The organism is Rhizobium sp. WW22 (assembly GCF_047041135.1).
Taxonomy (GTDB): Bacteria; Pseudomonadota; Alphaproteobacteria; order Rhizobiales; family Rhizobiaceae; genus Rhizobium.
On record NZ_CP178198.1, the window covers coordinates 2781776 to 2807600 of the forward strand.

At 60.7% G+C, this 25825-nt stretch carries 27 protein-coding genes and 1 pseudogene; 18 read left to right on the plus strand and 10 right to left on the minus strand.

What is annotated here, in order from left to right; translation table 11 throughout:
• The first annotated feature begins 4 nt into the window (after positions 1 to 4).
• The 5 genes and pseudogenes from ACK83U_RS13755 to ACK83U_RS13775 all read left to right on the plus strand — a co-directional run bounded on the left by ACK83U_RS13755 (position 5) and on the right by ACK83U_RS13775 (position 3893).
• Positions 5 to 208: a twin transmembrane helix small protein gene (locus tag ACK83U_RS13755; RefSeq protein WP_047630776.1), complete on the plus strand. Its 204-nt coding sequence runs from the start codon at positions 5 to 7 to the stop codon at positions 206 to 208.
• 182 nt (positions 209 to 390) lie between these two features.
• Entirely contained in the window at positions 391 to 969 is a 579-nt protein-coding gene (locus tag ACK83U_RS13760) for a cob(I)yrinic acid a,c-diamide adenosyltransferase (RefSeq protein ID WP_112607697.1), read from the plus strand.
• Positions 970 to 1164: 195 nt separating this feature from the next.
• Positions 1165 to 1914 (plus strand): electron transfer flavoprotein subunit beta/FixA family protein, encoded by a 750-nt coding sequence (locus ACK83U_RS13765; protein WP_112607699.1) that lies wholly within the window; start codon positions 1165 to 1167, stop codon positions 1912 to 1914.
• 27 nt (positions 1915 to 1941) lie between these two features.
• Positions 1942 to 2870: pseudogene (locus tag ACK83U_RS13770) on the plus strand (electron transfer flavoprotein subunit alpha/FixB family protein).
• A gap of 144 nt (positions 2871 to 3014) precedes the next feature.
• Positions 3015 to 3893, plus strand: a complete 879-nt coding sequence (locus ACK83U_RS13775; RefSeq protein ID WP_015341313.1) for a 3-hydroxybutyryl-CoA dehydrogenase — start codon at positions 3015 to 3017, stop codon at positions 3891 to 3893.
• Positions 3894 to 4051: 158 nt separating this feature from the next.
• On the opposite strand, the gene tlpA is transcribed toward ACK83U_RS13775, so the two are convergent.
• On the minus strand, positions 4052 to 4717 hold the full coding sequence (tlpA, locus tag ACK83U_RS13780) for a thiol:disulfide interchange protein TlpA (protein ID WP_112607703.1): 666 nt from the start codon (positions 4715 to 4717) through the stop codon (positions 4052 to 4054).
• Positions 4718 to 4740: 23 nt separating this feature from the next.
• On the opposite strand from tlpA, the gene argH reads away from it, so the two are divergent.
• The 4 genes from argH (at position 4741) to ACK83U_RS13800 (ending at position 10696) form a co-directional block, all read left to right on the plus strand.
• Positions 4741 to 6141: an argininosuccinate lyase gene (gene argH, locus ACK83U_RS13785; RefSeq protein ID WP_112607705.1), complete on the plus strand. Its 1401-nt coding sequence runs from the start codon at positions 4741 to 4743 to the stop codon at positions 6139 to 6141.
• 99 nt (positions 6142 to 6240) lie between these two features.
• Positions 6241 to 6435, plus strand: coding sequence for an LPS translocon maturation chaperone LptM (gene lptM, locus ACK83U_RS13790; RefSeq protein ID WP_015341316.1), 195 nt, complete (start codon positions 6241 to 6243; stop codon positions 6433 to 6435).
• Positions 6436 to 6448: 13 nt separating this feature from the next.
• Positions 6449 to 7720, plus strand: coding sequence for a diaminopimelate decarboxylase (gene lysA / locus ACK83U_RS13795; RefSeq protein WP_112607707.1), 1272 nt, complete (start codon positions 6449 to 6451; stop codon positions 7718 to 7720).
• 234 nt (positions 7721 to 7954) lie between these two features.
• Positions 7955 to 10696, plus strand: coding sequence for a TIGR02302 family protein (locus ACK83U_RS13800; protein WP_412474635.1), 2742 nt, complete (start codon positions 7955 to 7957; stop codon positions 10694 to 10696).
• Between the two features lie 68 nt (positions 10697 to 10764).
• Here ACK83U_RS13800 and ACK83U_RS13805 read toward each other — a convergent pair whose 3' ends face one another.
• From ACK83U_RS13805 to ACK83U_RS13815, 3 genes are all read right to left on the minus strand, one after another.
• Positions 10765 to 11124: a response regulator gene (locus tag ACK83U_RS13805; RefSeq protein WP_112400551.1), complete on the minus strand. Its 360-nt coding sequence runs from the start codon at positions 11122 to 11124 to the stop codon at positions 10765 to 10767.
• Between the two features lie 158 nt (positions 11125 to 11282).
• The gene (gene hpt / locus ACK83U_RS13810; RefSeq protein WP_112607711.1) at positions 11283 to 11831 is read right to left on the minus strand and encodes a hypoxanthine phosphoribosyltransferase; all 549 of its coding nucleotides are present in this window, start codon (positions 11829 to 11831) and stop codon (positions 11283 to 11285) included.
• Between the two features lie 141 nt (positions 11832 to 11972).
• Positions 11973 to 12638 carry a hypothetical protein gene (locus ACK83U_RS13815; protein ID WP_112607713.1) on the minus strand — a complete coding sequence of 222 codons (666 nt, stop codon included), beginning with the start codon at positions 12636 to 12638 and terminating at the stop codon, positions 11973 to 11975.
• Positions 12639 to 12848: 210 nt separating this feature from the next.
• On the opposite strand from ACK83U_RS13815, the gene ftsE reads away from it, so the two are divergent.
• The 4 genes from ftsE to ACK83U_RS13835 all read left to right on the plus strand — a co-directional run bounded on the left by ftsE (position 12849) and on the right by ACK83U_RS13835 (position 16285).
• Positions 12849 to 13508 (plus strand): cell division ATP-binding protein FtsE, encoded by a 660-nt coding sequence (ftsE, locus tag ACK83U_RS13820; RefSeq protein WP_015341323.1) that lies wholly within the window; start codon positions 12849 to 12851, stop codon positions 13506 to 13508.
• Complete coding sequence (locus ACK83U_RS13825) at positions 13501 to 14547, plus strand: cell division protein FtsX (RefSeq protein WP_412474636.1); 1047 nt, start codon at positions 13501 to 13503, stop codon at positions 14545 to 14547. The genes ftsE and ACK83U_RS13825 overlap by 8 nt, the downstream gene beginning before the upstream one ends.
• Positions 14548 to 14616: 69 nt before the next feature.
• Positions 14617 to 15339 (plus strand): YdcF family protein, encoded by a 723-nt coding sequence (locus tag ACK83U_RS13830; RefSeq protein ID WP_183714832.1) that lies wholly within the window; start codon positions 14617 to 14619, stop codon positions 15337 to 15339.
• Between the two features lie 142 nt (positions 15340 to 15481).
• Positions 15482 to 16285 (plus strand): lysophospholipid acyltransferase family protein, encoded by an 804-nt coding sequence (locus ACK83U_RS13835; protein ID WP_112607715.1) that lies wholly within the window; start codon positions 15482 to 15484, stop codon positions 16283 to 16285.
• A 27-nt stretch (positions 16286 to 16312) separates the two neighbouring features.
• Here ACK83U_RS13835 and ACK83U_RS13840 read toward each other — a convergent pair whose 3' ends face one another.
• The gene (locus tag ACK83U_RS13840) at positions 16313 to 16885 is read right to left on the minus strand and encodes a gamma-glutamylcyclotransferase (protein ID WP_112400548.1); all 573 of its coding nucleotides are present in this window, start codon (positions 16883 to 16885) and stop codon (positions 16313 to 16315) included.
• An 11-nt stretch (positions 16886 to 16896) separates the two neighbouring features.
• Here ACK83U_RS13840 and ACK83U_RS13845 point away from each other — a divergent pair, with 11 nt between their 5' ends.
• Positions 16897 to 17910 (plus strand): DUF2125 domain-containing protein, encoded by a 1014-nt coding sequence (locus ACK83U_RS13845; RefSeq protein WP_112413836.1) that lies wholly within the window; start codon positions 16897 to 16899, stop codon positions 17908 to 17910.
• Between the two features lie 64 nt (positions 17911 to 17974).
• On the opposite strand, the gene ACK83U_RS13850 is transcribed toward ACK83U_RS13845, so the two are convergent.
• From ACK83U_RS13850 to ACK83U_RS13860, 3 genes are all read right to left on the minus strand, one after another.
• Positions 17975 to 18904 (minus strand): prephenate/arogenate dehydrogenase family protein, encoded by a 930-nt coding sequence (locus ACK83U_RS13850; protein ID WP_246712197.1) that lies wholly within the window; start codon positions 18902 to 18904, stop codon positions 17975 to 17977.
• Positions 18901 to 20010, minus strand: a complete 1110-nt coding sequence (hisC, locus tag ACK83U_RS13855) for a histidinol-phosphate transaminase (protein WP_112607719.1) — start codon at positions 20008 to 20010, stop codon at positions 18901 to 18903. Before hisC ends, ACK83U_RS13850 begins: the two co-directional genes overlap by 4 nt.
• 102 nt (positions 20011 to 20112) lie before the next feature.
• Complete coding sequence (locus ACK83U_RS13860) at positions 20113 to 20892, minus strand: class I SAM-dependent methyltransferase (protein WP_112336433.1); 780 nt, start codon at positions 20890 to 20892, stop codon at positions 20113 to 20115.
• Between the two features lie 53 nt (positions 20893 to 20945).
• Here ACK83U_RS13860 and gloB point away from each other — a divergent pair, with 53 nt between their 5' ends.
• From gloB to ACK83U_RS13875, 3 genes are all read left to right on the plus strand, one after another.
• Positions 20946 to 21716 carry a hydroxyacylglutathione hydrolase gene (gene gloB / locus ACK83U_RS13865; RefSeq protein WP_112607951.1) on the plus strand — a complete coding sequence of 257 codons (771 nt, stop codon included), beginning with the start codon at positions 20946 to 20948 and terminating at the stop codon, positions 21714 to 21716.
• A complete protein-coding gene (locus ACK83U_RS13870) occupies positions 21716 to 22141 on the plus strand; it encodes a cupin domain-containing protein (RefSeq protein WP_112400543.1) in 426 nt (141 codons plus the stop codon). Before gloB ends, ACK83U_RS13870 begins: the two co-directional genes overlap by 1 nt.
• 135 nt (positions 22142 to 22276) lie before the next feature.
• Entirely contained in the window at positions 22277 to 23434 is a 1158-nt protein-coding gene (locus tag ACK83U_RS13875) for an esterase (RefSeq protein WP_112607721.1), read from the plus strand.
• A gap of 21 nt (positions 23435 to 23455) precedes the next feature.
• Here ACK83U_RS13875 and ACK83U_RS13880 read toward each other — a convergent pair whose 3' ends face one another.
• Together ACK83U_RS13880 and ACK83U_RS13885 are read right to left on the minus strand one after the other, a co-directional pair.
• Positions 23456 to 24355, minus strand: a complete 900-nt coding sequence (locus tag ACK83U_RS13880) for an EamA family transporter (protein WP_112607723.1) — start codon at positions 24353 to 24355, stop codon at positions 23456 to 23458.
• A 138-nt stretch (positions 24356 to 24493) separates the two neighbouring features.
• Positions 24494 to 25270: a DUF3108 domain-containing protein gene (locus ACK83U_RS13885; protein ID WP_112607725.1), complete on the minus strand. Its 777-nt coding sequence runs from the start codon at positions 25268 to 25270 to the stop codon at positions 24494 to 24496.
• Between the two features lie 237 nt (positions 25271 to 25507).
• Here ACK83U_RS13885 and rpmB point away from each other — a divergent pair, with 237 nt between their 5' ends.
• Positions 25508 to 25807: a 50S ribosomal protein L28 gene (rpmB, locus tag ACK83U_RS13890; protein WP_004107717.1), complete on the plus strand. Its 300-nt coding sequence runs from the start codon at positions 25508 to 25510 to the stop codon at positions 25805 to 25807.
• Positions 25808 to 25825: the final 18 nt, after the last annotated feature.

Sequence of the window (25825 nt, forward strand, 5' to 3'; positions counted from 1 at the left end):
AGCCATGTCTACCGTTACTTATGTTGCCGCCATCATTGTCATGGGACTTGTCGCGATCGTTCTTGTTCGCGGCCTGCTGAACATGATGAAAGGCGACAATCCGAACCTTTCGAACCGGCTGATGCAGCTGCGTGTGTTGCTGCAGGCAGTCGCGGTGATCCTGATCATGCTGACGCTCTGGCTGACCGGCGGCGGCCGCCCGGCCTAGAGCCGGATGATTTTAGGTCTGTTCGACCTAAAATCTGAAACCGCTCACACTTTTCGGCATCATGCTCGAAAGCTATTCTGAGAAAAGTGCGAAGCGGTTTTCCGTCCGGAATTAAGTAAAACAAAGGGTTAGAGCATTTCGCGATCCGAAGAAAAGCGAAAGGCTCTAACCACAGGAACACGATGGTCAAGCTCAACAAGATCTATACCAAGACCGGCGATGATGGGACGACGGGCCTTGCCGCAGGTCCCAGGCGGCTCAAGCACGATCTGCGCGTCGAAAGCTATGGCACGGTCGATGAAGCCAATTCCGCCATCGGCGTCGCCCGGCTGCACATGGGTGACATGCCCGAGATCGACGCGCTGCTGATGCGCATCCAGAACGATCTCTTCGATCTGGGCGCCGATCTTTCGACGCCCGAAACGGACGAGCCCCTACCCTATGAACCCTTGCGCATCACCGACCATCAGGTCGAACGCCTGGAACATGATATCGATTTGCTCAATGCCGATCTCGAGCCGCTGAAATCCTTCGTTCTGCCGGCCGGAAGCGCCGCATCTGCCCATCTGCACCTCGCCCGTACCATTGCCAGACGTGCCGAGCGACTGATGGTGGCACTGTCGCGTGAGCAAGGCGAACGCGTCAGCCCGGCGGCCCTGAAATACGTCAATCGGCTCTCCGATTTGCTTTTCGTTGCGGCGCGCTACGCGAACGATAAGGGCCGAGGCGATGTGCTCTGGGTTCCCGGCAAGAATCGATAGCGACACATGCCAATCGCCAGGGCACACATATTGACGTTGACGTAAACGTTATTTATGCCTTTCAAGCAATTCGTCTCTCGGCGGCCTGGAAGCGTTGTAATTGGGAAAAAAACGCGTATCCATGTCGCCATTCGACAAATGGAATGGCGCTAAACAGCGCATGTTCTCGGGCGGTCATGTTGAAGGAAGGATTCCATGAAGATTCTCGTCCCCGTCAAGCGGGTTGTTGACTACAACGTCAAGATTCGCGTGAAGCCGGATGGTTCCGGCGTTGAGCTTTCGAACGTGAAGATGTCGATGAACCCGTTCGACGAGATCTCGGTTGAAGAGGCGCTGCGTCTGAAGGAAGCCGGCAAGGCCGAGGAAGTGGTGGTCGTATCGATCGGACCTGCCAAGGCCGAGGAGACATTGCGCACGGCGCTCGCCATGGGCGCGGATCGCGCCATCCTGGTCGAGACCGACGATGCCCTCGAGCCGCTCGCCGTCGCCAAGATCCTGAAAGGCGTCGCCGAGACCGAACAGCCGGGCCTTATCATCGTCGGCAAGCAGGCGATCGATGACGACTCGAACCAGACCGGCCAGATGCTGGCAGCCTTGCTCGGCACCGCCCAGGCAACCTTCGCCTCGAAGATCGAGATCGGTGATGGCAAAGCCCAGGTCACCCGCGAAGTCGATGGCGGCCTGCAGACGATCGAAGTCAAGCTTCCAGCCGTCGTCACGTCAGACCTGCGCCTGAACGAACCGCGCTACGCTTCGCTGCCGAACATCATGAAGGCCAAGAAGAAGCCGCTCGACAAGAAATCGCCTGCCGATTTCGGCGTGTCGACCGAGCCGCGCCTGAAGGTCCTGAAGACGGAAGAGCCCGGTGGCCGCAAGGCAGGCGTCAAGGTCGGCTCGGTTGCCGAGCTGGTCGAAAAGCTCAAGACCGAAGCCGGCGTGCTTTAACCCAGTCCGAACGAGGAGTTAGACATCATGGCCATTCTTCTTCTGGCTGATCACGACAACGCCCACCTCTCCGATCAGACCGCCAAGGCGCTGACGGCGGCCGCAAAGATCGGCGGCGACATTCATGTGCTCGTCGCCGGCGCTGGCGCCCAGGCTGCGGCCGAGCAGGCGGCAAAGCTGTCCGGCGTCTCCAAGGTACTGGTCGCCGAGGATGCAAGCCTCGCCAACAATCTCGCAGAACCGCTGGCAGCTCTGATCGTTTCGCTTTCCGGTTCCTATGACGTGATCATCGGCGCCGCGACCTCGGTCGGCAAGAACGTGCTGCCGCGCGTTGCCGCCCTGCTCGATGTCGCCCAGGTCTCCGAGATCATCGAAGTCGTTTCCGCCGACACCTTCAAGCGGCCGATCTATGCCGGCAATGCCATCCAGACGGTGCAGTCGACCGACGCCAAGAAGGTCATCACTGTGCGCACGGCCTCCTTCGCCTCCGCTGCCGAAGGCGGCTCTGCTGCGATCGAGACGGTGTCCGCCGCGGCCAATCCCGGCCTTTCCACCTTCGTCGGCGATGCGCTGTCGAGCTCGGATCGTCCGGAGCTGACGTCGGCCAAGATCATCATCTCGGGCGGCCGTGCACTCGGCTCTGCCGAGAAGTTCCGAGAAGTCATCCTGCCGGTTGCCGACAAGCTCGGCGCTGCCGTCGGCGCTTCGCGCGCTGCCGTCGATGCCGGCTATGCCCCGAACGACTGGCAGGTCGGCCAGACCGGCAAGGTGGTCGCACCGCAGCTCTACATTGCCTGCGGCATCTCCGGCGCCATCCAGCATCTGGCGGCATGAAGGACTCAAAGGTCATCGTCGCCATCAACAAGGACGAGGAAGCCCCGATCTTCCAGATCGCCGATTACGGCCTCGTCGCAGACCTCTTCGAGGCACTGCCGGAACTCCAAAAGGCGCTTTGATCGCGCCCACCGGCCTTCTCGCAGTTGCGAGAGACTGGAAAATCGTCTCTTATAGGTCTATCAATCTTTGCCGGGCTAGAAATGGCCCGGCAAATTTGAGTTAAAAGCATAGCGCATCGCCAGGAGCGCGCCGGGGAGTTGGCAATGAGTTCGCTGAAGACGATCGGTATTATCGGCGCGGGCCAGATGGGTTGCGGCATTGCCCATGTGTCCGCCATGGCCGGCTACAAGGTTCATATCTACGATCTCGCGCAGGACCGCATCGAAAGCGGGCTAGCCACCATCAACGGCAACCTCGCCCGCCAGGTCGCGTCCGGCAAGACGACCGACGAGGAACGCAAGGCAGCGCTTGCCCGCATCACCGGCTCTGCCGATCTCAACGATCTCGCTCAGGTCGATCTCGCCATCGAGGCTGCGACGGAAGACGAAAGCGTCAAGCGCAAGATCTATGCGCAGGTGTGTCCGGTGCTGAAGCCCGAAGCGCTGCTCGCAACGAATACCTCGTCGCTCTCGATCACCCGCCTTGCGTCCGCCACCGACCGTCCCGAGCGCTTCATGGGCATCCACTTCATGAATCCGGTTCCGGTTATGAAGCTGGTGGAACTGGTGCGCGGCATCGCCACCGACGAATCGACCTTCTCCACCGCCAAGGACTATGTTTCCTCGCTGGAAAAGACGATCACCGTCGCCGAGGATTTCCCCGCTTTCATCGTCAATCGCATCCTGCTGCCGATGATCAACGAGGCGATCTACACGCTCTATGAAGGCGTCGGCACCGTCGATGCCATCGATACCGCCATGCGGCTGGGCGCCAACCATCCGATGGGTCCGCTGCAGCTTGCCGACTTCATCGGCCTCGACACCTGCCTTTCGATCATGCAGGTGCTGCATGACGGGCTCGCCGACTCCAAGTATCGCCCCTGCCCGCTGCTGGTGAAATATGTCGAAGCCGGTTGGCTCGGCCGCAAATCGGGCCGCGGCTTCTATGACTACCGCGGCGAAACGCCGGTTCCGACGCGATAAAACACCCTCGCCCCTTCGGGGAGAGGGTCGCGCGGCAGCGCGGGGTGAGGGGGCGTTACCGGCAAGACGCTGCTGCTTTACCCAGCGACGCGTTTGCTATGACACTCCCCTCATCCGCCCTACCAGGCACCTTCTCCCCGAGGGGAGAAGGTGAAAAATCAAATCCCAGCCGCAGCCTTCACCAACGCTTTCGCATCCTCGCTGTCCCAGGCCGCCGGTCCGTTCATCGCCGACAGCAGGCAGCCCTTGTCGTCAATCAACAGGGTCACCGGCAAACCAAAGGCCAGCCCCTGCTTCTTCAATACGTTGAACACGCCCATCGTGTTGTCGCGATAGTAGCCGAGCTTGTCGATGGCATATTCCGCACGAAAGGCCTTGGTCTTTTCATCGTCGCCGGTATCGATGTTGACGGCGACCACCTCGAACTTGTCGCTGCCGACGCTCTTCTCAAGCGCATTCAGTGCCGGCATTTCCTCACGGCACGGCACGCACCATGTCGCCCAGACATTTAAGAGCACGGTCTTGCCGGCGAAATTGCTCATCGACAGCGACTGCCCGTCAGCCCCCTTGAAGGAAACACCCTGGAGCGCGATCGGCGCCGGCGGCACGCTCATGGCGGCGACCTGCCCCTTGGTGAATGGCGTCAGGGCAGCAGCGCGATCCCTGGCCGACCCGCACTGATCGGCTGAGGCCGTTTCACCAATGCCATTGCCATACCCCGCCTCCTTCACGTATACCGCTGCCGCACCGGCAATAACCCCGGCGACGGCGGCAAGCATAACAAGTTTCATGGACGGCAGACCGAACGGCTTCTTTGCTGTCATTTCATTCTCCAGGTGGGCATCTCATGACTGACGGCACGGACACCAAATCCTCCAACCAGATGTGGGGCGGGCGTTTCGCTTCCGGCCCCGCGGCAATCATGGAGGAGATAAATGCCTCGATCGATTTCGACAAGAAGCTGTTTGCCCAGGACATCCGCGGCTCAATCGCGCATGCGAGCATGCTCGCCAATCAAGGCATCATTTCAACCGAGGATAAAGACAAGATCGTTCACGGGTTGAACACGATCCTGTCAGAGATCGAAAGCGGCAATTTCGAATTCTCACGCCGCCTCGAAGACATCCACATGAACGTCGAGGCGCGGCTTGCGACCCTGATCGGCCCGGCTGCCGGCCGTCTGCACACCGCTCGCTCGCGCAACGACCAGGTGGCGCTCGATTTCCGCCTGTGGGTGAAGGAAGAGCTGCAGAAATGCGAGCAGGCGCTGACCGAGCTGATCGCGGCCTTCCTCGACCGTGCCGAGGAACATGCCGACAGCGTCATGCCTGGCTTCACCCATCTGCAAACGGCGCAGCCCGTTACCTTCGGACATCACTGCATGGCCTATGTCGAAATGTTCGGCCGCGACCGCTCGCGCGTGCGCCATGCCATCGAGCACATGGACGAATCGCCGATCGGCGCCGCGGCGCTCGCCGGCACCGGCTTTCCGATCGATCGCCACATGACGGCCAAGGCGCTCGGCTTTCGCGAGCCGACCCGCAACTCGATCGACACCGTCTCCGACCGCGATTTCGCCCTCGAATTCCTGTCGATTGCCGCCATCGCCGGCATGCATCTATCACGCCTTGCCGAAGAGATCGTCATCTGGTCCACGCCGCAATTCGGCTTCGTGCGCCTGTCCGACGCCTTCTCCACCGGCTCCTCCATCATGCCGCAGAAGAAGAATCCGGATGCCGCTGAACTCGTGCGTGCCAAGACCGGCCGCATCAACGGCTCGCTGGTGGCGCTGCTGACGATCATGAAGGGCCTGCCGCTCGCCTATTCCAAGGACATGCAGGAAGACAAGGAACAGGTCTTCGACGCTGCCGAGAGCCTGGAACTCGCCATTGCCGCCATGACCGGCATGATGCGTGATATGACGATCAACACCGCCCGCATGAAGGCCGCCGCCGGCTCCGGCTATTCCACCGCCACTGATCTTGCCGACTGGCTGGTGCGCGAAGCGGGCCTGCCGTTCCGCGATGCCCACCATGTGACGGGCCGCGCCGTGGCGCTTGCCGAAAGCAAATCCTGCGAGCTGGCGGAGCTGTCGCTTGCGGATCTGCAGGCAATCCATCCGGATATCACCGACAAGATCTTCGATGTCTTGACGGTCGAGGCCTCGGTCGCCAGCCGCAAGAGCTTCGGCGGCACGGCGCCCTCGGAAGTGCGCAAGCAGATCGCCTTCTGGCGCGCCCGCAACTAAGAAAATCGGCGAAAGTCACAACCAACAATCAGGGTGCACAAGGCCTGGAAACTTCGCTAAGAAGAGTGACTTCCGCGTTTGCCGCCCAAGAGGATTTCGATGCAGATCAACATGCCGCACATCATCCGCCTGACCGTCGTGCTTTCGGTCGTCGGCCTTGCCGTCGTCGGATGTGGCCGCAAAGGCCCTCTCGATCCTCCGAGTGCTCATGCGACCAAAGGCGGGGACGTCTCCAAGCCGACGAAGGAGCCGGGCACGGAGGACAAGAAGTTCTTCCTCGACCCGCTTCTCTAATTAGGCAACGACCGTGAACCATTTTGAGTATCGCGACGGCATCCTCTACGCCGAGGATGTACCGGTTCCGGAGATCGCCAAGGCGGTCGGTACCCCCTTCTACGTCTATTCGACGGCTACGTTGGAACGCCACTACCGCGTCTTCGCGGAAGCCTTCGACGATGTCGATGCCATGGTCTGCTATGCCATGAAGGCCAATTCCAACCAGGCGGTGCTGAAGACGCTCGGCCGCCTCGGCGCTGGTGTCGATGTCGTCTCTGTCGGTGAGCTGCGCCGCGCACTGGCCGCAGGCATTCCCGCAAGCCGCATCATGTTCTCCGGCGTCGGTAAGACGGCGCAGGAAATGGACGCGGCGCTCGAAGCCGGCATCTACTGCTTCAACGTCGAATCCGAACCGGAGCTGGAAGTGCTGAACCAGCGCGCCGTCCGCGCCGGCAAGGTGGCACCCGTCTCCTTCCGCATCAATCCCGATGTCGATGCGCGCACGCATGCGAAGATTTCGACCGGCAAGAAGGAAAACAAGTTCGGCATTTCATGGCAGCGCGCCCGCGCCGTCTATGAACGCGCCGCCAACCTGCCTGGGATCAAGGTCACCGGCATCGACATGCATATCGGCAGCCAGATTACCGAGCTGCAGCCCTTCGACGACGCCTTCAAGCTGCTGCGCGACCTCGTGGAAACGCTGCGCGGCGATGGTCACGATATCCATCATGTCGATATCGGCGGCGGCCTCGGCATCCCCTATCGCGACGACAACAATCCGCCGCCGCTGCCGGATGCCTATGCCGAAATCGTCAAGAACCAGTTGCGCGGCCTCAACTGCCGGATCGTCACAGAGCCCGGTCGCCTGATCGTCGGCAATGCCGGCATTCTCGTGACGGAGGTCATCTATGTGAAGGATGGCGGCGACAAGAGCTTCGTCATCGTCGACGGCGCCATGAACGACCTCATCCGCCCGACGCTCTACGAGGCCTATCATGAAATCAGGCCGGTTACCGTCGGCGATGCCGGCACACCGCGCATCAAGGCCGATGTCGTCGGCCCGGTCTGCGAAACCGGTGATTATCTGGCGCTCGACCGCGAGATGGCGCTGCCGAAGCCCGGCGATCTCCTCGCGGTCGGCTCGGCCGGTGCCTATGGCGCCGTGCAGGCCGGCACCTACAACAGCCGGCTTCTGGTTCCCGAAGTGCTGGTCAAGGGCTATGAATTCCACGTCATCCGCCCACGCACGACTTACGAGGAACTGATCGGGCTGGATTCCATCCCGGCCTGGCTTGAGGGATAAGCGGCTTCAATCGACACTTTCGGGCAGGACCGCAAAAGTTGTCTTGCCCGATCACGTTTCGGCGAAGTCCGATGAAAAAACAGCCTTTCACGCCCGCTGCCCTCGTCTTCGCCACAAAGAATGTTATCTTTGATTGAATGGTGTCTCGGCGGGCACCGCGTGCGCGAGCGTGTGGGACGCCGCGCCACCCAAACGGGCTACTAGCCAACGTCAGATCGGGAGAAGACCGGACCGATGACCAGCCCCAGCAACCCTAAGAAGGGCGCTTTCGCCACCCGTCCGGCGCTGGCGCGCATGGTTGCGGTCAAGCGTCTCTTTGCTCGGCTGGTTCTGGTCAGCGAACAGCTTCTGCCACGGCTGCTGTTGCCGGCATCCATTCTGGCCCTTTTCCTCTCCGTCGCCTGGTTCGGCATTTTCCGCATGGCGCCGGATATTCTGCGCTTTCTGCTGCTTGCCCTCTTCGCGGTCGGCTTCGCCATCTCCCTCTATCCGCTACGCCGCGTGCACTGGCCGAACACCACAGAGGCAGACCGACTGCTGGAAGAGCGCAATGGTCTCGCCCACCAGCCCGTTACGGTGCAGGAAGACGAACCGGCGCTCGACACCCCGTTTGCGCGTGCACTCTGGCGCGAACACCAGACGCGCATGGCCGAACGCATCGCCGCCCTGGATGCCGGCCTGCCCAGGCCGGATATCACACGCTACGACCGCTTTGCATTGCGCGCCGTCCCGGCGCTGCTGCTCGTAACGGCCTTCAGCTTTTCCATGTCCAACAGCGGCGGCTCGCTCAGTGATGCCTTCACGGCATCGACCTCCACCTCGAGCAATCCGGATGTCCGCGTCGATGCCTGGGTCACCCCGCCCTATTACACCGGCGAGCCTCCGGTCTATCTAACCGGCAATGTCGACAATGCCGGCAATAGCCTGAACGTGCCGCAATTCTCCGAGCTTACTGTACGTGTTTCAGGTGCTGCCACGGATGAGAAAGTGCTGTTCCAGGCGGCTGGCACGGAAAAAGGCGCCGAAATCCCCGAGCAGGCCGCTGATGCCGACGAGCAGGGCCTGGCTGGCACAAAACCTGCAACGCCTACCGCCGTGCCGCCCGCAGCAAACGGCACCGGCAATATCCCGGCTGTAGACGGGATGGTCGCACGCACGCACGTCCTGCAGCTCGAAAAGGGTGGCGAACTCACCGTCAACGGCAAGTCCTGGTCCTTCAATGTGGTCATCGATAAACCGCCGGAGATCACCTTCGACGGCATTCCGCATGCGACGGCCAGCGGTGCGCTGGAACTCGGCTTCAAGGTCAGGGATGATTACGGCGTTGAGGAAGCCCGTGCCGAGATCGTGCCGGTGGAATCCGATCCTGCCGCGACGCCGCTCTATGGCTTGCCGGAATTCAAGCTCGAAATGCCGCGTCGCGACCGCCGCAATGGCAAGGGTCTGGCAAGCCATGATCTGACTCAGGATCCGCTGGCCGGCAAACGCGTGCGCATCACCCTCGTCGCCAAGGACGGTGCTGGCCAGACGGGCCGCAGCTCACCTTATGAGATGGTATTGCCGTCCCGTAATTTCAGCCAGCCGCTCGCTGCCGCCGTGGCCGAAGAACGTCAGGTCTTCGCGCTTGATACGCGGAAGATGCCGGAAGCGATCGAACTCAACAAGTCTCTGACCATACGGCCCGAAGAGACAATCCCCGATCTCGGCAACTATCTAGCAATCAAGTCGGCGCTGACGCGCATGAAGCTCGCGAGCAACGAGACCTCGCTGAAGGATACGGCCGATTATCTCTGGCAGATCGCGCTCGGCATGGAAGATGCGCAGCTGACGGACGCGGAAAAGGCCCTGCGCGACGCCCAGCAGAAGCTCTCCGATGCGCTTCAGCGCAACGCCTCGGACGCCGAGATCAAGAAGCTGACTGACGAGCTGCGCAAGGCGATGGACGCCTATATGAAGGAGCTGGCCGAGCGCATGCGCAACATGCCGGCCCAGCCGAACCAGCGTTCCGCCAATATCCTGCGCCAGCAGGATCTGCAGCGCATGATGGATCAGATCGAGAATCTCGCCCGCTCCGGCAATCGCCAAGCCGCACAGCAGATGCTTTCCGAACTGCAGCAGCTGATGAACAGTCTGCAGGCCGGCAAACCACAGCCCGGGCAGCAGCAGAACCAGGCCAACGACAAGATGCGCGAGCAGATGGACAAGCTCGGCCGCATCATGCGCGATCAGCAGAAGCTGATGGATCAAACCTTCAAACTTGATCAAGCCATGCGTGACCGTATGCAGCGCGGCGATTCCAACGAGGACGGCGACGGCTTGATGGATCAGCCCATGCCCGGCCTCAACGACCCGATGCGCCCGGATATGGGCCAGCGCAGCCAAGGCCAGCAGGACCAGCAGCAAGGCCAGAACCAGCAGGGCGATAAGGGCAAGGATCCCACCGATGGCATGACGGCCGATCAGCTGCGCGACGCGCTGAAGCAGCTGCGCCAGCAGCAGGAAGATCTCGGCAAACAGCTTGGCGAACTCCAGAAAAACCTCGGCTCACTGGGCATGAAGCCAAATCAGAATTACGGCAAGGCACAGCAGGAAATGAAGGGGGCGTCCGGTCAGCTTGCCGAGGGCAACGGCGAAGGCGCCGTGCAGGGCCAGGGACGCGCGCTGGACGCCCTGCGCAAGGGCACGCGCGAAATGATGAACCAGCTTATGGCCCAGATGCAGCAGGGACAAGGGCAGGGTCAGGGACAGATGCCGGGGCAGATGGGCCAAGGCGGCCAAAACGGCCGCGATCCGCTCGGCCGGTCGCGCAACGAGGGTGGTTTCTCGGACAACCCTAACGACAACATGGTGCCTGATATCATCAACGCAGAGCGCGCCCGCCAAATTCTCGACGCCATTCGCGAGCGGCTGAGCAACAATCCCACGCTCAGCGAAGAACGGCGCTATCTGGAACGTTTGCTGAATTTGGGTCAGTAGGGCAGCCTTTGCCGCCCATGACGAGAATGGAGCCAGCACGAGGGCACCCGTGCTGACCAGAAGCAATGTCAGGCAGCCAAGGCCCGCGCAACAGCCTTGCGGATGTCCGGCAGCGCAAATGGCTTGGCAACGACGTCGACGATCTTTTCCATAAGGTCGTCAGCGCGCTCGCGCTGCTCCGCATAGCCGGTCATCAGCAGGATTTTCATCCCCGGGCACGTCGAATGCGCCTGATGCGCGAGCTCGATACCGTCCATCACGGGCATGCGAATATCCGAGAGAAGCAGGTCGTAGCCGCCTTGTTTCAGTTTCTCCAAGCCTTCTGCGCCGTCGGCTGCCTCTTCGGTCTCGTGGCCGTCCAAGCGCAGCGCGCGGGCGACGAAGCTGCGAAGCGAGTCTTCGTCTTCCGTGATCAGAATTTTTGCCATGGTCCGTGCTCCTGGTCCGTCATGTTCCGCGACCGAAATCATCAGAATTCCGTTTGCGATAGGTAAACAGCGGGCGGGCGATCGGCTCCGTGGTTAACGGTTCGTCATCGCTGGAGCAGAATGAGACAGGCGGACACGCCGCCTGTATTAACTCTGAATCAGGCCCCGGCGTCGCCCGTGACGACACCGACGAAGGGCAATTCGCGGAAGGCGTAGGCGACATCCATGCCATAGCCGACAACGAAATAATCGGGGCACTCGAAGCCGACATAATCGGCCTCCAGCTCTTCCTGACGCTTGACGCTCTTGTCGAGCAGAACGGCCAGCGTGACATTGCGGGCGCCACGCTCATAGAGCAGTTCCTTGGCGAAACGCAGCGTGCGGCCCGATTCCAGAATGTCGTCGATCAGCAAAACGTCCCGATCCTTGACGTCGCTGTCGATGTCCTTGACGATGCGCACGCCCTGCGACGTCGTGCCGGCGCCGTAGCTCGAAAGCGTGATGAACTCGACCTCCGGGGCAAGCCCGGTCTCATGCAGAGCACGGAGCAAATCGGCTGCGAAGATAAATGAGCCCTTGAGGATGGCGATCACGAGGAGATCCTTCGTCGGCCCCTTGGCGATTTCCTTCGCCAAGGCATGATTGCGCTCGGCAATCTGCTCGGCAGTGAAAAGCGGCTCGATATTCTTCCCGCGTACAACAGGCATTGATTGGCATGCTCCATGGCTAAGCGGCCCGTGGCCGCCGATCAAGCTCTATAGCGCCGCGTATCACATATGACGCGCAAAGGTCGCTGTAGCACTCTAAAGCAGTAGCCCCTAGCACAATCGGCAAGCCCGACACACCCCCTACGGCATAAAGGAAAGCCGGACATCCGGCGTTTTTCCACCGGGATGCTGCAATCGCGTCGAAAATCCGCGGCTTTCATGCGGCCCGAGGCGATCGACGGGCGTGTCCACAACGATGCTCCTGACCAGCTGGCCGCCGGCAAAAAGATCGGCGCGCACCTGCGGAACCGAAAGCGTAGCACCGCTGACATTCTCGATGATGCCGTTCAATCTCAAGACGGGCAGCCCGCTCTCATCTCTTGGCGTCAGCGTCACATGCGAGAACTGCAGCGGATCGGACGTCGCCTCGGCGGGGGCGTTGGAGAGACCGGAAAAACCGCCGGAAAGACCGAAGATCAAGATCGCGAGGCAAATGATCAGCGCGACGAAGCTGCGCCGCGATGCCTGCTGCAAAACCTCCTCGACACTGCGCAAGACGGACAGGATGCGTGAGAAGGTGGTCTTGCGCGTCACGGGTTGCGGTTTTGGTCCGGTATGCCCGCCATAGCGCATGTTAACGCCGGACACAGTCCGTCCGCGTGCAGCGGAAACGGTCACGAATTCGGCATCGACGATATCGGGCTTCGGCATGACGTAATGCGCCTGGCCCGACCCCGCTCCTCGTTCGGGCGGAATGAGGTCATAAACCAGCCCCGCCTGCTGTTGACGGTGGCGAAAAGCGCCCATGATGGCCTCCCGTTGCGGTGATCCACATGGTTTCGACGCCCATTGCCAATCTGGGCATTGAAACGAATCCTGCCCAGTCGTAAATTTTATTGGTTAATGCTTCGCAAAGATCGCCATGAATAGGGCGCCTTTCCAGAAAAATTTACCGGCTGTTAATGCCATTGGTTAACAAGTCGCCTGATTGAACCCTGCGGAAGACTGGACTGCCCGTTGATTCATTTTGAGAACGTCGGTTTGCGCTACGGCATGGGTCCGGAAATCCTCCGCGACCTGAGCTTCGACATACCGAGGAAATCGTTCCAGTTCCTGACCGGCCCCTCCGGCGCCGGCAAGACGACACTGTTGCGGCTGCTCTTCATGTCGCTGCAGCCGACGCGCGGGCTGATTCGCATGTTCGACCGGGAGATCTCCTCGATTCCACGTAACGAACTGCCGCTGCTGCGCCGCCGCGTCGGCATCGTCTTCCAGGATTTCCGGCTGCTCGAACATCTGACGACATACGAAAACGTTGCCCTGCCCTTGCGCGTGCGCGGCAAGGATGAAAGCTCCTATCGCACCGACGTCCTGGAACTGCTGAAATGGGTGGGCCTAGGCGAGCGCATCAACGTGCTGCCGCCAGTTCTTTCGGGCGGCGAAAAACAGCGCGCGGCCATCGCGCGAGCTCTCATCGACCGCCCGGAAATCCTGCTCGCCGACGAACCGACGGGCAATGTCGATCCGCCGATGGCGCGCCGCTTGCTCAATCTCTTTCTGGAGCTTAACCGGCTCGGCACTGCCGTCGTCATTGCGACGCACGATCTCGCTTTGATGGACCAGATCGAGGCGAGACGCATGATCCTATCGGGGGGGCATCTCGATATCTATGACTGACCCCCGCCCCCGCAGGACAGCCCCGAATGCCGGGGCGTCGCGAGCACGCCAAGCGCCCGGCACACCGCCTGCAGAACGCAAGCGCCCGGAGATGCGCGTGCGCCCGACGGGGCCGATCGTGCCGTCCTCGAACATACAGGGCAATGCGCTCATCGTCGTTATCGCCATTATGGCCTTTCTCGCCTGCTTGACGCTCGGTGCGGTCAGCATGGTGCGCTCGACAGCGGCAAGCTGGGAAAGCCAGATTTCCCGCGAGATCACCATCCAGATCAAGCCGGACGACAATCTCGACATGGAAAAGGCGCTCGCGAGCGCCCGCGATATCGCGCTCAGCTTCGTCGGCACCAAATCGGGCCAGATCGTCGATGAAGCGGCAACCGCGCGCCTGCTCGAACCGTGGCTTGGCGCCGGCCTCGATATCAAGGAATTGCCAGTCCCTCGCCTCGTCATCATCACCATCGATGAGACGCATCCGCCTGACTTCGAAGCGATGCGCGCATTGCTCAAGGCGCAGATCCCGCAGGCAACGCTCGACGACCACCGCACCTGGGTCGACCGGCTCGTGTCGATGGCGCACACCACCGTTCTCATCGGCACGGGCGTCCTGCTGCTCGTCTTCACCGCCATGGTCCTGACGGTGGTTTTCGCCACGCGCGGCGCATTGTCGGGCAACCGCCATATTGTCGAAGTCCTGCATTTCGTTGGTGCCGAAAGCACCTTCGTCGCCAATGAATTCCAGAAGCATTTCCTGAAGATCAGCCTCAAAGGCTCGGGAGCCGGCAGCGCGCTCGCCGCCTTGTTCTTCGCGACAGCCGGCCTCCTGCAGAGCCATACGATCGCCACACCGCAGACCGATCAGGCAACCGCATTGTTCGGGACTTTCTCCGTCGGCGCGCTCGGCTATATCGGCATTCTCGCCACCATGATCATCATCGCGCTGCTGACGACGCTGACGGCACGTTTCACCGTCATGCACACGATCTATGAGATCGATCTGGTTCGTTCCGATCCCGGGCGGACGGATAGCGTACCGAATTGACGCTTCAGCGATGTTTTTTTACCGTGTGCCAGCCCGTTCCTTGCCGCAATTGGCGTATAATAGCGAATCATGAGCATGGATCTGACGACTCGCAAGACCATAAGTTTGCAGTCGCTGCGGACACGCCCCAGCGGCGATAGACCCGTGCGCCGCAGCCTGTTCCGGCGTCTCTTGCGCTGGGGCGGCTTCGCCTTCATCTTCCTCGCCGCCATCGTTTTCGGCGGCTTCCTGCATTTTGCCGATTCGATCACTACCTTGAAACCGCCGCTCGAGCCGAAGGCCGATGCTATCGTTGTGCTGACGGGCGGCTATCAGCGGATCGATCAGGCGGTGGAGCTGCTACGGACCGGCGCCGGAAACCGTCTCCTGATCTCGGGCGCACATCCGACCACCACGCCGACGCAAATCCGCAAGCTGACGCAGAGTTCCGCCAGCCTGTTCAGCTGCTGCGTCGACATCGGCTACGACGCACTCGATACGATCGGCAATGCCCGCGAAGCGGCAAAGTGGATCCACGCCAGGGGCTACAAGAGCGTTCTCGTTGTCACGAACAACTACCATATGCCCCGCAGCCTCGCCGAACTGAAATATGTCGACCCCTCGACCGATTTCATTCCCTATCCGGTCGTCAACTCCGATCTGAAGGCCAAGAACTGGTTCACGGACCCGAATGCGCTGCGGACGATGATCTCCGAATATGCGAAGGTCCTCCTCGCCGGTGCCCGCAACCTGACCGGCCTCGGCCGACCGGTAGGCCTGCGCTCGCGGCAGCCGGCTGAAGACGACGACTGAGGCTCGCAGCAAAGGCCGAATCTCGGAGAGGCAACGCGCTTGAAGGCGCGAAACCACGCAAAGATCGACTTTTTATTGACGCTGTAATCGTGTAGGCAAACCTTCAGATGCCGGCGCAAGCCGGTGCATTGGAAAAGCCTCGATGATTATCTTGCGTTCGATCCTGTTCAACACGGCCTTTTATGCCAATCTGATCATTCGCATGATCGTGTTGACGCCGATTTACTTCCTCATGCCGCGCAAGGCGGCCTACGCGATCCCGAAGGCATGGGCGAAATCCAGCACCTGGCTGATGGAGAAGATCGTCGGCACCACCTTCGAGATCGAGGGTCTTGAAAATCTCCCCAAGGGCAGCTTCATCTTCGCGCCTAAGCACCAATCCTTCTGGGATACATTCGCGCTGCTGCCCTATCTCGACGATCCGGTCTATATCCTGAAGCGCGAGCTTTTGTGGATCCCGCTGTTCGGCTGGTATGCGAAGAAGCAACGCATGATCCCGGTGGATCGCAGCGCCCGCGGCAAGGTCATGTTCGATGTCCTGAAGCGCACACGCGAGGAACTTGCTACCGGCCGCCAGCTCATCATTTACCCTGAGGGTACACGCCGCCCGCCAGGTGCGGAACCCGTCTACAAATACGGCATCGCCCGGATGTATCGCGACCTCGGTATCCCCGTCGTCGCCGTCGCCATGCATCCAGGTCTTTTCTGGCCGCGCCGCACCTTCCGCAAATATCCCGGCCATATCAAGGTGCGCATCCTGCCACCGATCGAGCCCGGCATGGATCCCGATGCCTTTTTCGCGCGCCTGATCGAGGAAACGGAAAGAGCGAGCGACGAGCTGCTGGTCGAGACGGTCGCCAACAATCCGCATCTGCCGCTTCCTCCGACCGCAGTCCAGCGCCTGGCCGAAATCGGCAAGACAAAGCCGGTCACCGCCGCAGTCTGAGCGAGCTCTCGATTCTATGCGATAGAATCAGGATGCCTTTCGCATCCGCTCCACCTCGCCGGCGACCTGCTCCAGCCAGTGATCGCGAATGCCCATGTCGCGCAGATGCGTCAGCGTATTGAAGAGATAGGCATCGTTCGGGCCGGAACGCCCATTGGCAGCTTCCACCACATGCGCCGCCTCGATCGCATCCAGCGAGCCGGCATATTGCCTGTGGTTGCGATCGACGACATAGGCGACGGCGGTCACACGCCGCCCGTCGCTGAGCCGAATCGGCAGGGTCTTTTCCAGATAGACGTTGGTGACGAGCTCGCGCTCGCGCAGATAGGTCAGCACCTCATCCCAATCGACGTCGGCAACCCGAAAGGCCATGCCGCGGCAGGAACCGCCGCGATCGAGGCCGAGGACAAGGCCGGGATTTTCTTCCGTGCCGCGATGGACCCAGGAACGGACGCAGAGCGAGCGACGATAACCAAAAATCAGGGCCTCGGCCCGCTCGTCATAATCAAAGCCCGGATTCCACATGAGGGATCCGTAGCCAAACACCCAAAATTCGTCCATATCCAACGCCAAATCACTGTGAAGCTTCAGTCCAACCATTGGAGAACAACATGGCAGCGTCAAGCCAGAGCGTAACGACCGGTCGAGGCAAACGTCTGTGGCTCATCCTTTTTGGACTGGTGGTGGTTCTGGCCGGTCTTTACACCGGCGGTTGGTACTATGCGACCGGTTTCGTCAGAACCAATGTCCTGAAGGCGCTCGGCCAGCAGAACAGCGCCGGCATTGCCGGCAAATGCGAGAACATGGCCTTCAACGGCTTCCCCTTCTCCATCGGCCTGACCTGCGACACGGTGACGGTCGACAACCAGACGCGGGGCGTCTCCACCAGTTTCGACAGGCTCAGCGCCTCCGCACCGGTCTTCCAGCCCAACCATGTGAGCTGGAGCTTGAAATCTCCTGCCGAGTTGCGGACGACGGAGGGCCTAGCCGTATCGGCAGAATGGGCCGACCTGCAATCGAACCTCGTCGCCAAGGGCCGCGGCGTGGCGCAGACACAGACTGTCATCAATGGGCTGAAGGCGGGCGTCGTCTCCTCCGTCACCGGCCAGAGTGTCAATGTCACAGCCGCCCACACGGAGATGCATGCCAGCCAGAACGGCAGCGACTTGGATTTCGCGATCGGCGTTGAAAATGCCAATGCCGTGATCAAGGATTTCCCCCAGGTCCTGCCGACCGCATCCACGAGCGCCAACGTGACGCTATCAGGCAAGGCCGGCCTGCTCGACGGCAGCGACCGAGAGGGGCTTCGCGGCTCGGCAGGCGTGTTGCATCAGGCCGTCATCGATATCGGCGACGGTCGCATCATGACGCTTTCCGGCCCCTTCAATTTCGACGATGAGGGTCTTCTATCAGGCCAGTTCAAGCTGGAGATCAATCAGATCGGGCCTTGGGGCGATAGCCTGACCACGACGCTTCCTGCCGCCAAGAACATCATCAAGACGGCCACGAAGATGCTGAAGGCGCTTGCCAACGGCGGCGATAAGGTTTCCGTCGATCTCACCGCCGATCGCGGCCGTCTCTCGCTCAGCGGCTTCATCCCGCTCGGCAAGATCCCACCGATCTGAGAGGCTGCCCCTCGTCCGCCCTATCGGGCACCTTCTCCCCGAGGGGGAGAAGGCGGAAGAGTAGCTATTCCTTCGCATCCAGCGCATGACGGCCGAAATCCGGCACGTCGACATCCTGGCCGGCTTCGACGATCGAGCGACGAATGGCGCGAGTGCGGGTAAACAGTTCGAAGATTTTGTCGCCGTCACCCCAGCGGATCGCACGTTGCAGCGATGCCAGATCCTCGGAAAAGCGCGACAGCATCTCCAGAATGGCATCGCGATTGTGCAGGCAGACGTCGCGCCACATGGTCGGATCGGATGCGGCAAGGCGGGTGAAGTCGCGGAAACCGGATGCCGAATATTTGATGACTTCCGATTCGGTCACCGTCTCCAGATCATCAGCGGTGCCGACGATGTTGTAGGCGATGAGATGCGGCAGATGCGAGACGATGGCCAGCACCTTGTCGTGATGCTCCGGATCCATCTCGTCGACACGGGAACCGAGTGTTTCCCAGAAGGTGCGCAGCGTCTTGATCGCGGTCTCGTCGGTGCCCGGAACGGGCGTGAAGATGCACCAGCGCCCCTTGAACAGCCCCGGAAAACCGGCATCCGGACCGGATTTCTCCGTACCTGCGAGCGGATGGCCTGGAATGAAATGCACGTTGGGCGGCATATGCGGCTGCATCTGTGCGATCACCGATGCCTTGGTGGAGCCGACATCGGTGATGATGGCGCCCGGCTTCAGATGCGCAGCGATTTCCTTGGCGACGCTCTCCGAAGCGCCCACAGGCACGGAAACGATGACGAGATCGGCGTCTTTCACGGCTTCGGCCGAGGACGGCATATAGCGGTCGCCGAGCTTCAGCTCTTCGGCACGCTTCAGCGTCTCGGCGCTGCGTGTCGAGATCACCACTTCCTTGGCCAGGTCGAGACGCTTGAGATCATGGGCGATGGAGGAGCCGATAAGGCCGATGCCGATAAGGGCGATGCGGTCGAACTGGATGTTGCTCATGCCTTGCGTCCCATAAATTCGGCCAGAGCGTCGATGACGCCGAGATTGGCCTCTTCGGTGCCGATGCTCAAGCGCAGCGAATTCGGGAAACCATAGGCCCGGACGGCGCGCAGAATATAACCGCGGCTCGTCAGAAAATCGTCGGCCTCTGCAGCACGCTTGCCGTCGCTGTCAGGGAAATGGATCAGGACGAAATTCGCAACCGACGGCGTCACCTTGAGGCCGAGAGCCTCGAGCGCAGTCGTCATCTTCTCGATCCAGAGCGTGTTATGCGCGATCGCCTTTTCCGTGAAAGCCTGATCGCGAATGGCAGCGGCTCCGGCAGCAATGGCCGCGCTGTTCAGGTTGAACGGAGCGCGCACGCGGTTGATCGCATCGACGATATCGACCGGGGCATACATCCAGCCGATACGAAGGGCTGCCAGGCCGTAAACCTTGGAGAAGGTACGCGTCATGACGACATTCTGGTTTGCCGAAACGAGCTCAAGGCCAGCCTCGTAGTCGTTGCGGCGGACATATTCGGCATAGGCAGCGTCGAGGATGAGAATGACGTGCTTGGGCAGGCTTGCCTGCAGGCGGCGGATCTCGCTGACTGGCACGTATGTTCCAGTGGGATTGGCCGGATTGGCAATGAAGACCATTTTGGTCTTCTCCGTAACGGCCGCGAGGATCGCGTCGACATCGACGGTGCAATCCTTCTCCCTGACCGTAACCGGTGTCGCGCCGGCGGCCATGATCTGGATCTTGTAGACCAGGAAGCCGTGCTCGGTGATGATGCCTTCGTCGCCGGTGCCGAGATAAGTGTGGCAGAGCAGGCCGAGCAATTCGTCCGAGCCAGCGCCGCAAAGGATATTGGCCACATTCAGCCCATGCACATCGGCGATCGCCTGGCGGAGTTCCTTGGCCTGCCCGTCCGGATAGCGCTCGAGATTGCCGGCAGCACCGCGGAAGGCTTCGATGGCCTTCGGGCTGGCGCCAAGCGGCGTCTCGTTCGAGGAGAGCTTGAACACGCGCGCAACGCCCGGTGCATGCTCCTTGCCCGGCACATAGGCGGCTATATCGAGAATGCCGGGACGCGGGACGGGCTTGCTCATTTCCATGCTCATGGGATCGACCTTGGGAAGCGCCGGAAAATTCCGGTTTGTGACACCCCGTCGCATTAAAGCGGATTGATAAATTTGTCGAGTGTCAGCGCTACGGCGAAAGCGTCACGCGCCATCGCGCGTCGTCGGTATGCCGCGCGGTGCAAGCACCGGCACGAAGACGCGGCGCGAGGCGCGGACGGCAACAGGCAGGCCCTGATAAAGCCGCTTCTGCGCCTCGACGATGATGACCCCGGAAAAAGCCGGCCATAGGGTTCGGCCGATCCGCTCGAAGGCGCGGCGCAGCCGCAGCACTGTACGCAGCTTCGAAGGCGGGAAGAACAGCGCCTCCGCGGTCGCACCGGGGGTGAAATTGGTTTCGCGCAGAAGCGAGGTGAGCTGGCCGCGCGAATAGGGCCGGCCGGAGCCGAAGGGCGTATGTTCCATGCGCGCCCACACGCCGGTGCGGTTCGGTACGACGATGACCAGCCGCCCGCCGGGCGCCAGAACGCGCCAGAGTTCCTTGAGCGTCTCCCGCGGGCTTTCGGCGAATTCCAGCGAATGCACCATCAGCACGCGGTCGATCGAACTGTCGGGCAGCGGCAGTTCTTCATCGAAGACCAGGGCCGTCGCCGAGGCCGACCCCATCGGCCAGTTCACCGCGCCCTGACCGGCCGGCATGAAGGCGAAGGTGCGCTCGGTGTCGGCACGAAAGCGGTCGAGATAAGGCACCGCATAGCCAAGGCCGACAAGCCTCTCCTCCGGCATGCGGGCCCAGATGGAGGACAGCGCCATGGCAATCGACTGCTCCGCCAAGCGACCGAGCTCGGAATGATAAAACTGGCGGAGATCGACGATATCGGTATGCATCGAAACAAATGTTATCAGCCGAACGTTGGACTTCAAGGCCGAACGGCTTACATTCTCTACTCACGGAAAAGATGAGGACGATTTCGATCATGAAACCATTGGAATTAGAGATTTTTATCTGCCGTTCCGACAATTACGGCGTCTTGGTCCATGATCCCGAAACCGGATTGACGGCATCGATCGACGCTCCGGAGGCGGATGCCATCCTGAAGGCGGCCGATCGTCGCGGCTGGACGATCAGCCATATCCTGACCACGCATCATCACACCGATCATGTCGAGGGCAATCTGGCGCTGAAGGAACAGTTCGGCTTGGAGATCATCGGCCCGATCAACGAGGCCGTCGCCATTCCGGGCCTCGATCGCGCGGTCGGCGATGGAGATACGTTCGAATTTGCCGGCCATACGGTCAATGTTATCGAAACGCCCGGCCACACCGCCGGACACGTCTGCTATCACTTTGCCGACGACAAGCTGCTCTTTGCCGCCGATACCCTGTTTGCGCTCGGTTGCGGCCGCCTGTTCGAGCGCGCACCAGTCGACATGTGGGCCTCGCTGCAGAAGCTTGCCGTGCTGCCGGACGAAACAGCCGTCTATTTCGGCCATGAATATACGCTCTCCAACGCGCGCTTCGCTCTGACCATCGATCCCGACAACGAGCGGCTGAAGGCACGCGCCGCAGATATCGAAGCCCTGCGGGCGGAAGGCAAGTTCACCATCCCGACGACACTGGCGCTGGAGAAGGAAACGAACCCGTTCCTGCGCGCCGCCGATCCCGCGATCCGCCGCAACCTGCTGATGGAAAGCCGCAGTAACGACGAGGTCTTTGCCGAGATCCGCAAGCGCAAGGATAATTTCTGATGCAGGCAAAGGAGATCATCGAAACGCTCTCCATGCAGCGGCATCCGGAAGGCGGCTGGTACGTGCAGACCTTTCGCGACGAAAACGGCGGCGCCCGCGGCCATTCCACGGCGATCTACTATCTGCTCGAAACCGGCGAACGCTCGCACTGGCATCGGGTGCACGATGCCGCCGAAGTCTGGCACTACTATGCCGGTGCCCCGCTTGCCCTACATCGTTCCGCCGACGGCAAGACCAGCGAAACCCTCATGCTGGGCCTCGACCTGGCAAAGGGCGAGCGCCCGCAGGCGATCATTCCAGCCAACTGGTGGCAATCAGCCGAAAGCCTCGGGCAATTCACGCTTGTCGGATGTACGGTGGCACCCGGCTTCGAATTTTCGAGCTTCGAGATGGCACCGCCGGACTGGAAGCCAGCCTTAGACTGAACCTCTTTTTACCTTTCATCGACATCAAGCAGGGTGCGGCCAGACAGCGCGCAGCGATGGTCTTGAAAAAGCTGTGCGCTGTGTCAGCTTTACACGGGGAGAGTGAAAATTGATTCATCTGGAGGAGGTTTTTTCGTGCGTTTGTTGTTTCCTTTGCTCGTCATGGCAGGCTCTGTCATGAGCGCCCCTGTCTTTGCTCTTGATGCACCGGCCTCGCCGCCGGCCAGCCAGCCCCTGAAAAACTTCGTGACCTCGGTCGAGCAGGATGGCTCGATCACCTTCCGCCTTTATGCTCCGGCTGCAAAAGCGGTTTCCGTCACCTTGGGCTCGCGCGATCCCATCACCATGCTGCGCGACGACGATGGCACTTGGAGTGCGAAGACGGAGGTGCTCAAGCCGAATCTCTACGAATATTACTTCAACATCGACGGTTTCCGCAGCATCGATCCCGGCACCAATGCGCCCAAGCCGCAGCGACAGGTCAATACCAGCCTGATCCTGGTGCCCGGCAGCATTCTCGATATCCGCAATGTGCCCCACGGCGATCTGCGGCTGGTGACCTTGCATTCCAAGGCGCTCGATTCGGAACGGCAAATGTATGTCTATACACCGCCCGGCTACACCGATTCCTCCAAGCCGCTGCCCGTGCTCTACCTATATCACGGTTTCGGCGATACTGTGGGATCTTGGGTCCTCCAGGGCCGCGCACCGCAGATCCTCGACAACCTCCTTGCTGACAAGAAGATCGAGCCGATGATCGTCGTCATCCCGGATACGGAAACCGACGTGCCGAACGCGATCGCCGAAAACTTCCCCGCCGCCGATCGCCGCGCGAATTTCTATCCGGCGAACGCCGAGGCGGCAGATCGCGAACTGACCGAAGACCTTATCCCGTACATGAAGAAGCATTATCGGGTGCAAAACGAGACGAGCGGCCGAGCCGTGGCCGGCTTGTCTCAGGGCGGCTATCAGGCTCTCGTATCCGGTCTTTCACATCTGGATACCTTCGGCTGGGTCGCAACCTTCAGCGGCGTCAGCACCACGACCGTCCCAAACAAGACCGTCGAGGCCGTGCTGAACGAGCCGGAGAAGATCAACAAGGCCTTGCACAACTTCACGGTGACGGTTGGAAGCAAGGACCAGGTCGTCGGCAAGGATGTCGCGGGCTTGAAGGCGACGCTCGACGACAAGAAGATCAAGCACGAATACCACGAATATCCGGATCTCCAGCATGAAATGGATGTCTGGCGGCCGTCGCTCGTGGCCTTCCTGCAAGAAGTCTTCAAGAAATAAATGGCAGAGGGGACGGCGGAGCTACTCCGCCGCTTCCGCCTGCGTTCGAGCCGTATCGTCCCGGCGCAGGATCATGCGATGGGCGGCCAACACCGCGCCTCCAGTCACGAGCAGGCAGGCAAGCGCTATGCCCCAACTAGGCTCGGCAAAACCGAACAACGTCAAGATCAGCGTCGAGAGCAGCGGTGCGGCGTAGCTCGCCGCGCCGAGGATCTGGATATCGCCGTTCTTGACGCCGTAATCCCAGCCATAGAAGGCGGCCCCGACCGGAAAAAGGCCAAGACCGAGCACCGCGATCCACTGGGCCATATTCTCCGGCCAGATCGTCTCCTCCAGACCAAGGTGGCAGAAAAAGGAGAGAATCGATGTTGCCAGGCAGAAGATGGTGACCACATCGGTGGAAACAGCCTCGAAACGACGCGTTATCAAGGAATAGCCGGACCAGGTGAAGGCGCAAAGGAACGCCGCGCCATAGCCGACGGCATAGGCGCCTTCGAAATGAAAGCCGTTGCGGCCGACAATCAGAACCGTGCCCGCAAGCCCCATCAGCGCACCGACAATATGATACCAACGCAGCCGCTCTCCCGGCAGCAGCGCCGAGCCGACGACGATCAGCAATGGCCAGAGATAGGCGATCAGGCCAGCCTCCACCGCAGGCGCATGGCGCAATGCGGTGAAATAGAGGAAATGATAGCCGAACAGACCGGCAATGCCTGTGGCCCAGACCTTGGCGGGCTGGCGCAGCAGCTGCAGCCGTTCGGGCCTCAGCAGAAGAACGATGATGCCCGGAATGCTGCCGATCGCAAAACAGACGGCAAGCAGCTGGAAGGGTGGCATCTTCCCGGAAGCGACGGTCAAAAGCGCCAGAAACGACCACATCAAAATGGCTGAAAAGCCTGTCAGCGTCGCGCGAAATTTCATCTCTGTCCCCAGCCCCTTGCCGCGGACGCCCCAGCCCGCTCAAGCAATTTGACGAAAATGCATAGCAATTTTCCACTGAAAATTGCGTAGAAATAACTATGGGAATCGTCAAGATTTTCCGTGAAGCAATTGCCCGGTCTAGCTGCCGTACTTTACGGCCGTGATCGTCACCGTCCCGTATTGCGTCGGAATACGGACGTAGACAGGAGCGTAGACATTCATGGTATCCGCCTTGGCGAACCAGATTTCCATATTGTCGCTCTTGGCGAGGTAGAGATAATCCTTGCGCGTGCTCTTATAGCCGCCCTTCGGCGTGAAGCGCACGCCGCAGGCGATGGTCTTGCCCTTGAAACCTTCCGTCGAAAAGGGGTGCGATCCCTTCGGCGACAGCTTCAGATCCATCCGCATCTCGCCGTCGAAGACGGCCAGCGTCTGATTGCAGAGGTTAAGGCTGGGCGAAATCGGAAAGATCATACCCGATATCGGGTCGAGCACGGATTTCAGGTCGCTTTCCGTGACCGGAACCCAGGTGTCCGGCCGTTTCGGCTCGGGCGTGATCGTGTTCGACGTCACGTTGCCGTTGGTATAGGCGACATCATAGGTGCGCTCTTTCTTCCCGCTCTTGTAGAAGAGCGTGTAATGCGTCGCCTGCAGCTTGCTGTCATTGACGACGCCGGTCACATCGGTTTTCGCATCGATCGAGGTGACGAGATCTGCAAGGCCTGCCGAGGTGATGTCGCCGCGAATGGTGAACTGCTTGCCGGTGACCTCGGTTTTGAAATCCGCCCTGGCGATCGGCAGGCCGGCCAGCGAAACGCGATAGCGCGTTTCATGCCGCAGCACATCGGCCAATGCCATGGAGGGCATCGACGCAACGATCGCTGAAATGAGAAGCCACTTCCGAATTTGAACCATGATCAAGGCCTTCAACGAGGATCAGGCAAGTTATATAGTTGCTTTGCTCGCCTGCTGCGAGCGTCAGACAACAGCAGCTTTTTGACGGAATTGCGGGAAAACACAAGGTTTGGCTTGACGCGGCCAGCCTCTCTGACTATAGAACCGCAACTTTCCAATTATGGCCTGTTGGATTGCACGTCGGGTTTTGCCCGACATGTCTATTCGATGGCCGAGAAAAACAAAAGTAGGTGTACCATGTCCCGCATGTGCGAATTGACCGGCAAGGCCGTCCTCGTGGGCAACAACGTTAGCCACGCCAACAACAAGACCAAGCGTCGGTTCCTGCCGAACCTCTGCCAGGTCACGCTGATCTCCGACGTTCTCGGCCAGCGCTACCGTCTGCGCGTTTCCGCTGCAGCGCTGCGTTCGGTCGAGCATCGCGGTGGTCTGGACGCTTTCCTTATCAAGGCAAGCGAAAACGAACTCAGCATGCGCGCTCGCCTGCTGCGTCGCCAGATCGTCAAGAAGTCCGCTGAAGCTGCCGTTGCTGCCTAAGCAGCACTAGCACTTCGC

What these genes read in the sequence shown, in the direction of transcription:
- ACK83U_RS13755 (WP_047630776.1), top strand. Translation starts at nt 5, where the DNA reads ATGTCTACCGTTACTTATGTTGCCGCCATCATTGTCATGGGACTTGTC.
- tlpA (WP_112607703.1), bottom strand. Translation starts at nt 4,717, where the DNA reads ATGACAGCAAAGAAGCCGTTCGGTCTGCCGTCCATGAAACTTGTTATG.
- ACK83U_RS13880 (WP_112607723.1), bottom strand. Translation starts at nt 24,355, where the DNA reads ATGAAATTTCGCGCGACGCTGACAGGCTTTTCAGCCATTTTGATGTGG.
- rpmB (WP_004107717.1), top strand. Translation starts at nt 25,508, where the DNA reads ATGTCCCGCATGTGCGAATTGACCGGCAAGGCCGTCCTCGTGGGCAAC.
- lptM (WP_015341316.1), top strand. Translation starts at nt 6,241, where the DNA reads ATGCAGATCAACATGCCGCACATCATCCGCCTGACCGTCGTGCTTTCG.
- ACK83U_RS13815 (WP_112607713.1), bottom strand. Translation starts at nt 12,638, where the DNA reads ATGGGCGCTTTTCGCCACCGTCAACAGCAGGCGGGGCTGGTTTATGAC.
- gloB (WP_112607951.1), top strand. Translation starts at nt 20,946, where the DNA reads ATGAAACCATTGGAATTAGAGATTTTTATCTGCCGTTCCGACAATTAC.
- ACK83U_RS13760 (WP_112607697.1), top strand. Translation starts at nt 391, where the DNA reads ATGGTCAAGCTCAACAAGATCTATACCAAGACCGGCGATGATGGGACG.
- ACK83U_RS13840 (WP_112400548.1), bottom strand. Translation starts at nt 16,885, where the DNA reads ATGGTTGGACTGAAGCTTCACAGTGATTTGGCGTTGGATATGGACGAA.
- hisC (WP_112607719.1), bottom strand. Translation starts at nt 20,010, where the DNA reads ATGAGCATGGAAATGAGCAAGCCCGTCCCGCGTCCCGGCATTCTCGAT.
- ACK83U_RS13885 (WP_112607725.1), bottom strand. Translation starts at nt 25,270, where the DNA reads ATGGTTCAAATTCGGAAGTGGCTTCTCATTTCAGCGATCGTTGCGTCG.
- ACK83U_RS13850 (WP_246712197.1), bottom strand. Translation starts at nt 18,904, where the DNA reads ATGAGCAACATCCAGTTCGACCGCATCGCCCTTATCGGCATCGGCCTT.
- ACK83U_RS13775 (WP_015341313.1), top strand. Translation starts at nt 3,015, where the DNA reads ATGAGTTCGCTGAAGACGATCGGTATTATCGGCGCGGGCCAGATGGGT.
- ACK83U_RS13825 (WP_412474636.1), top strand. Translation starts at nt 13,501, where the DNA reads ATGACTGACCCCCGCCCCCGCAGGACAGCCCCGAATGCCGGGGCGTCG.
- ACK83U_RS13845 (WP_112413836.1), top strand. Translation starts at nt 16,897, where the DNA reads ATGGCAGCGTCAAGCCAGAGCGTAACGACCGGTCGAGGCAAACGTCTG.
- ACK83U_RS13830 (WP_183714832.1), top strand. Translation starts at nt 14,617, where the DNA reads ATGAGCATGGATCTGACGACTCGCAAGACCATAAGTTTGCAGTCGCTG.
- ACK83U_RS13800 (WP_412474635.1), top strand. Translation starts at nt 7,955, where the DNA reads ATGACCAGCCCCAGCAACCCTAAGAAGGGCGCTTTCGCCACCCGTCCG.
- argH (WP_112607705.1), top strand. Translation starts at nt 4,741, where the DNA reads ATGACTGACGGCACGGACACCAAATCCTCCAACCAGATGTGGGGCGGG.
- ACK83U_RS13765 (WP_112607699.1), top strand. Translation starts at nt 1,165, where the DNA reads ATGAAGATTCTCGTCCCCGTCAAGCGGGTTGTTGACTACAACGTCAAG.
- ACK83U_RS13805 (WP_112400551.1), bottom strand. Translation starts at nt 11,124, where the DNA reads ATGGCAAAAATTCTGATCACGGAAGACGAAGACTCGCTTCGCAGCTTC.
- hpt (WP_112607711.1), bottom strand. Translation starts at nt 11,831, where the DNA reads ATGCCTGTTGTACGCGGGAAGAATATCGAGCCGCTTTTCACTGCCGAG.
- ACK83U_RS13870 (WP_112400543.1), top strand. Translation starts at nt 21,716, where the DNA reads ATGCAGGCAAAGGAGATCATCGAAACGCTCTCCATGCAGCGGCATCCG.
- ACK83U_RS13835 (WP_112607715.1), top strand. Translation starts at nt 15,482, where the DNA reads ATGATTATCTTGCGTTCGATCCTGTTCAACACGGCCTTTTATGCCAAT.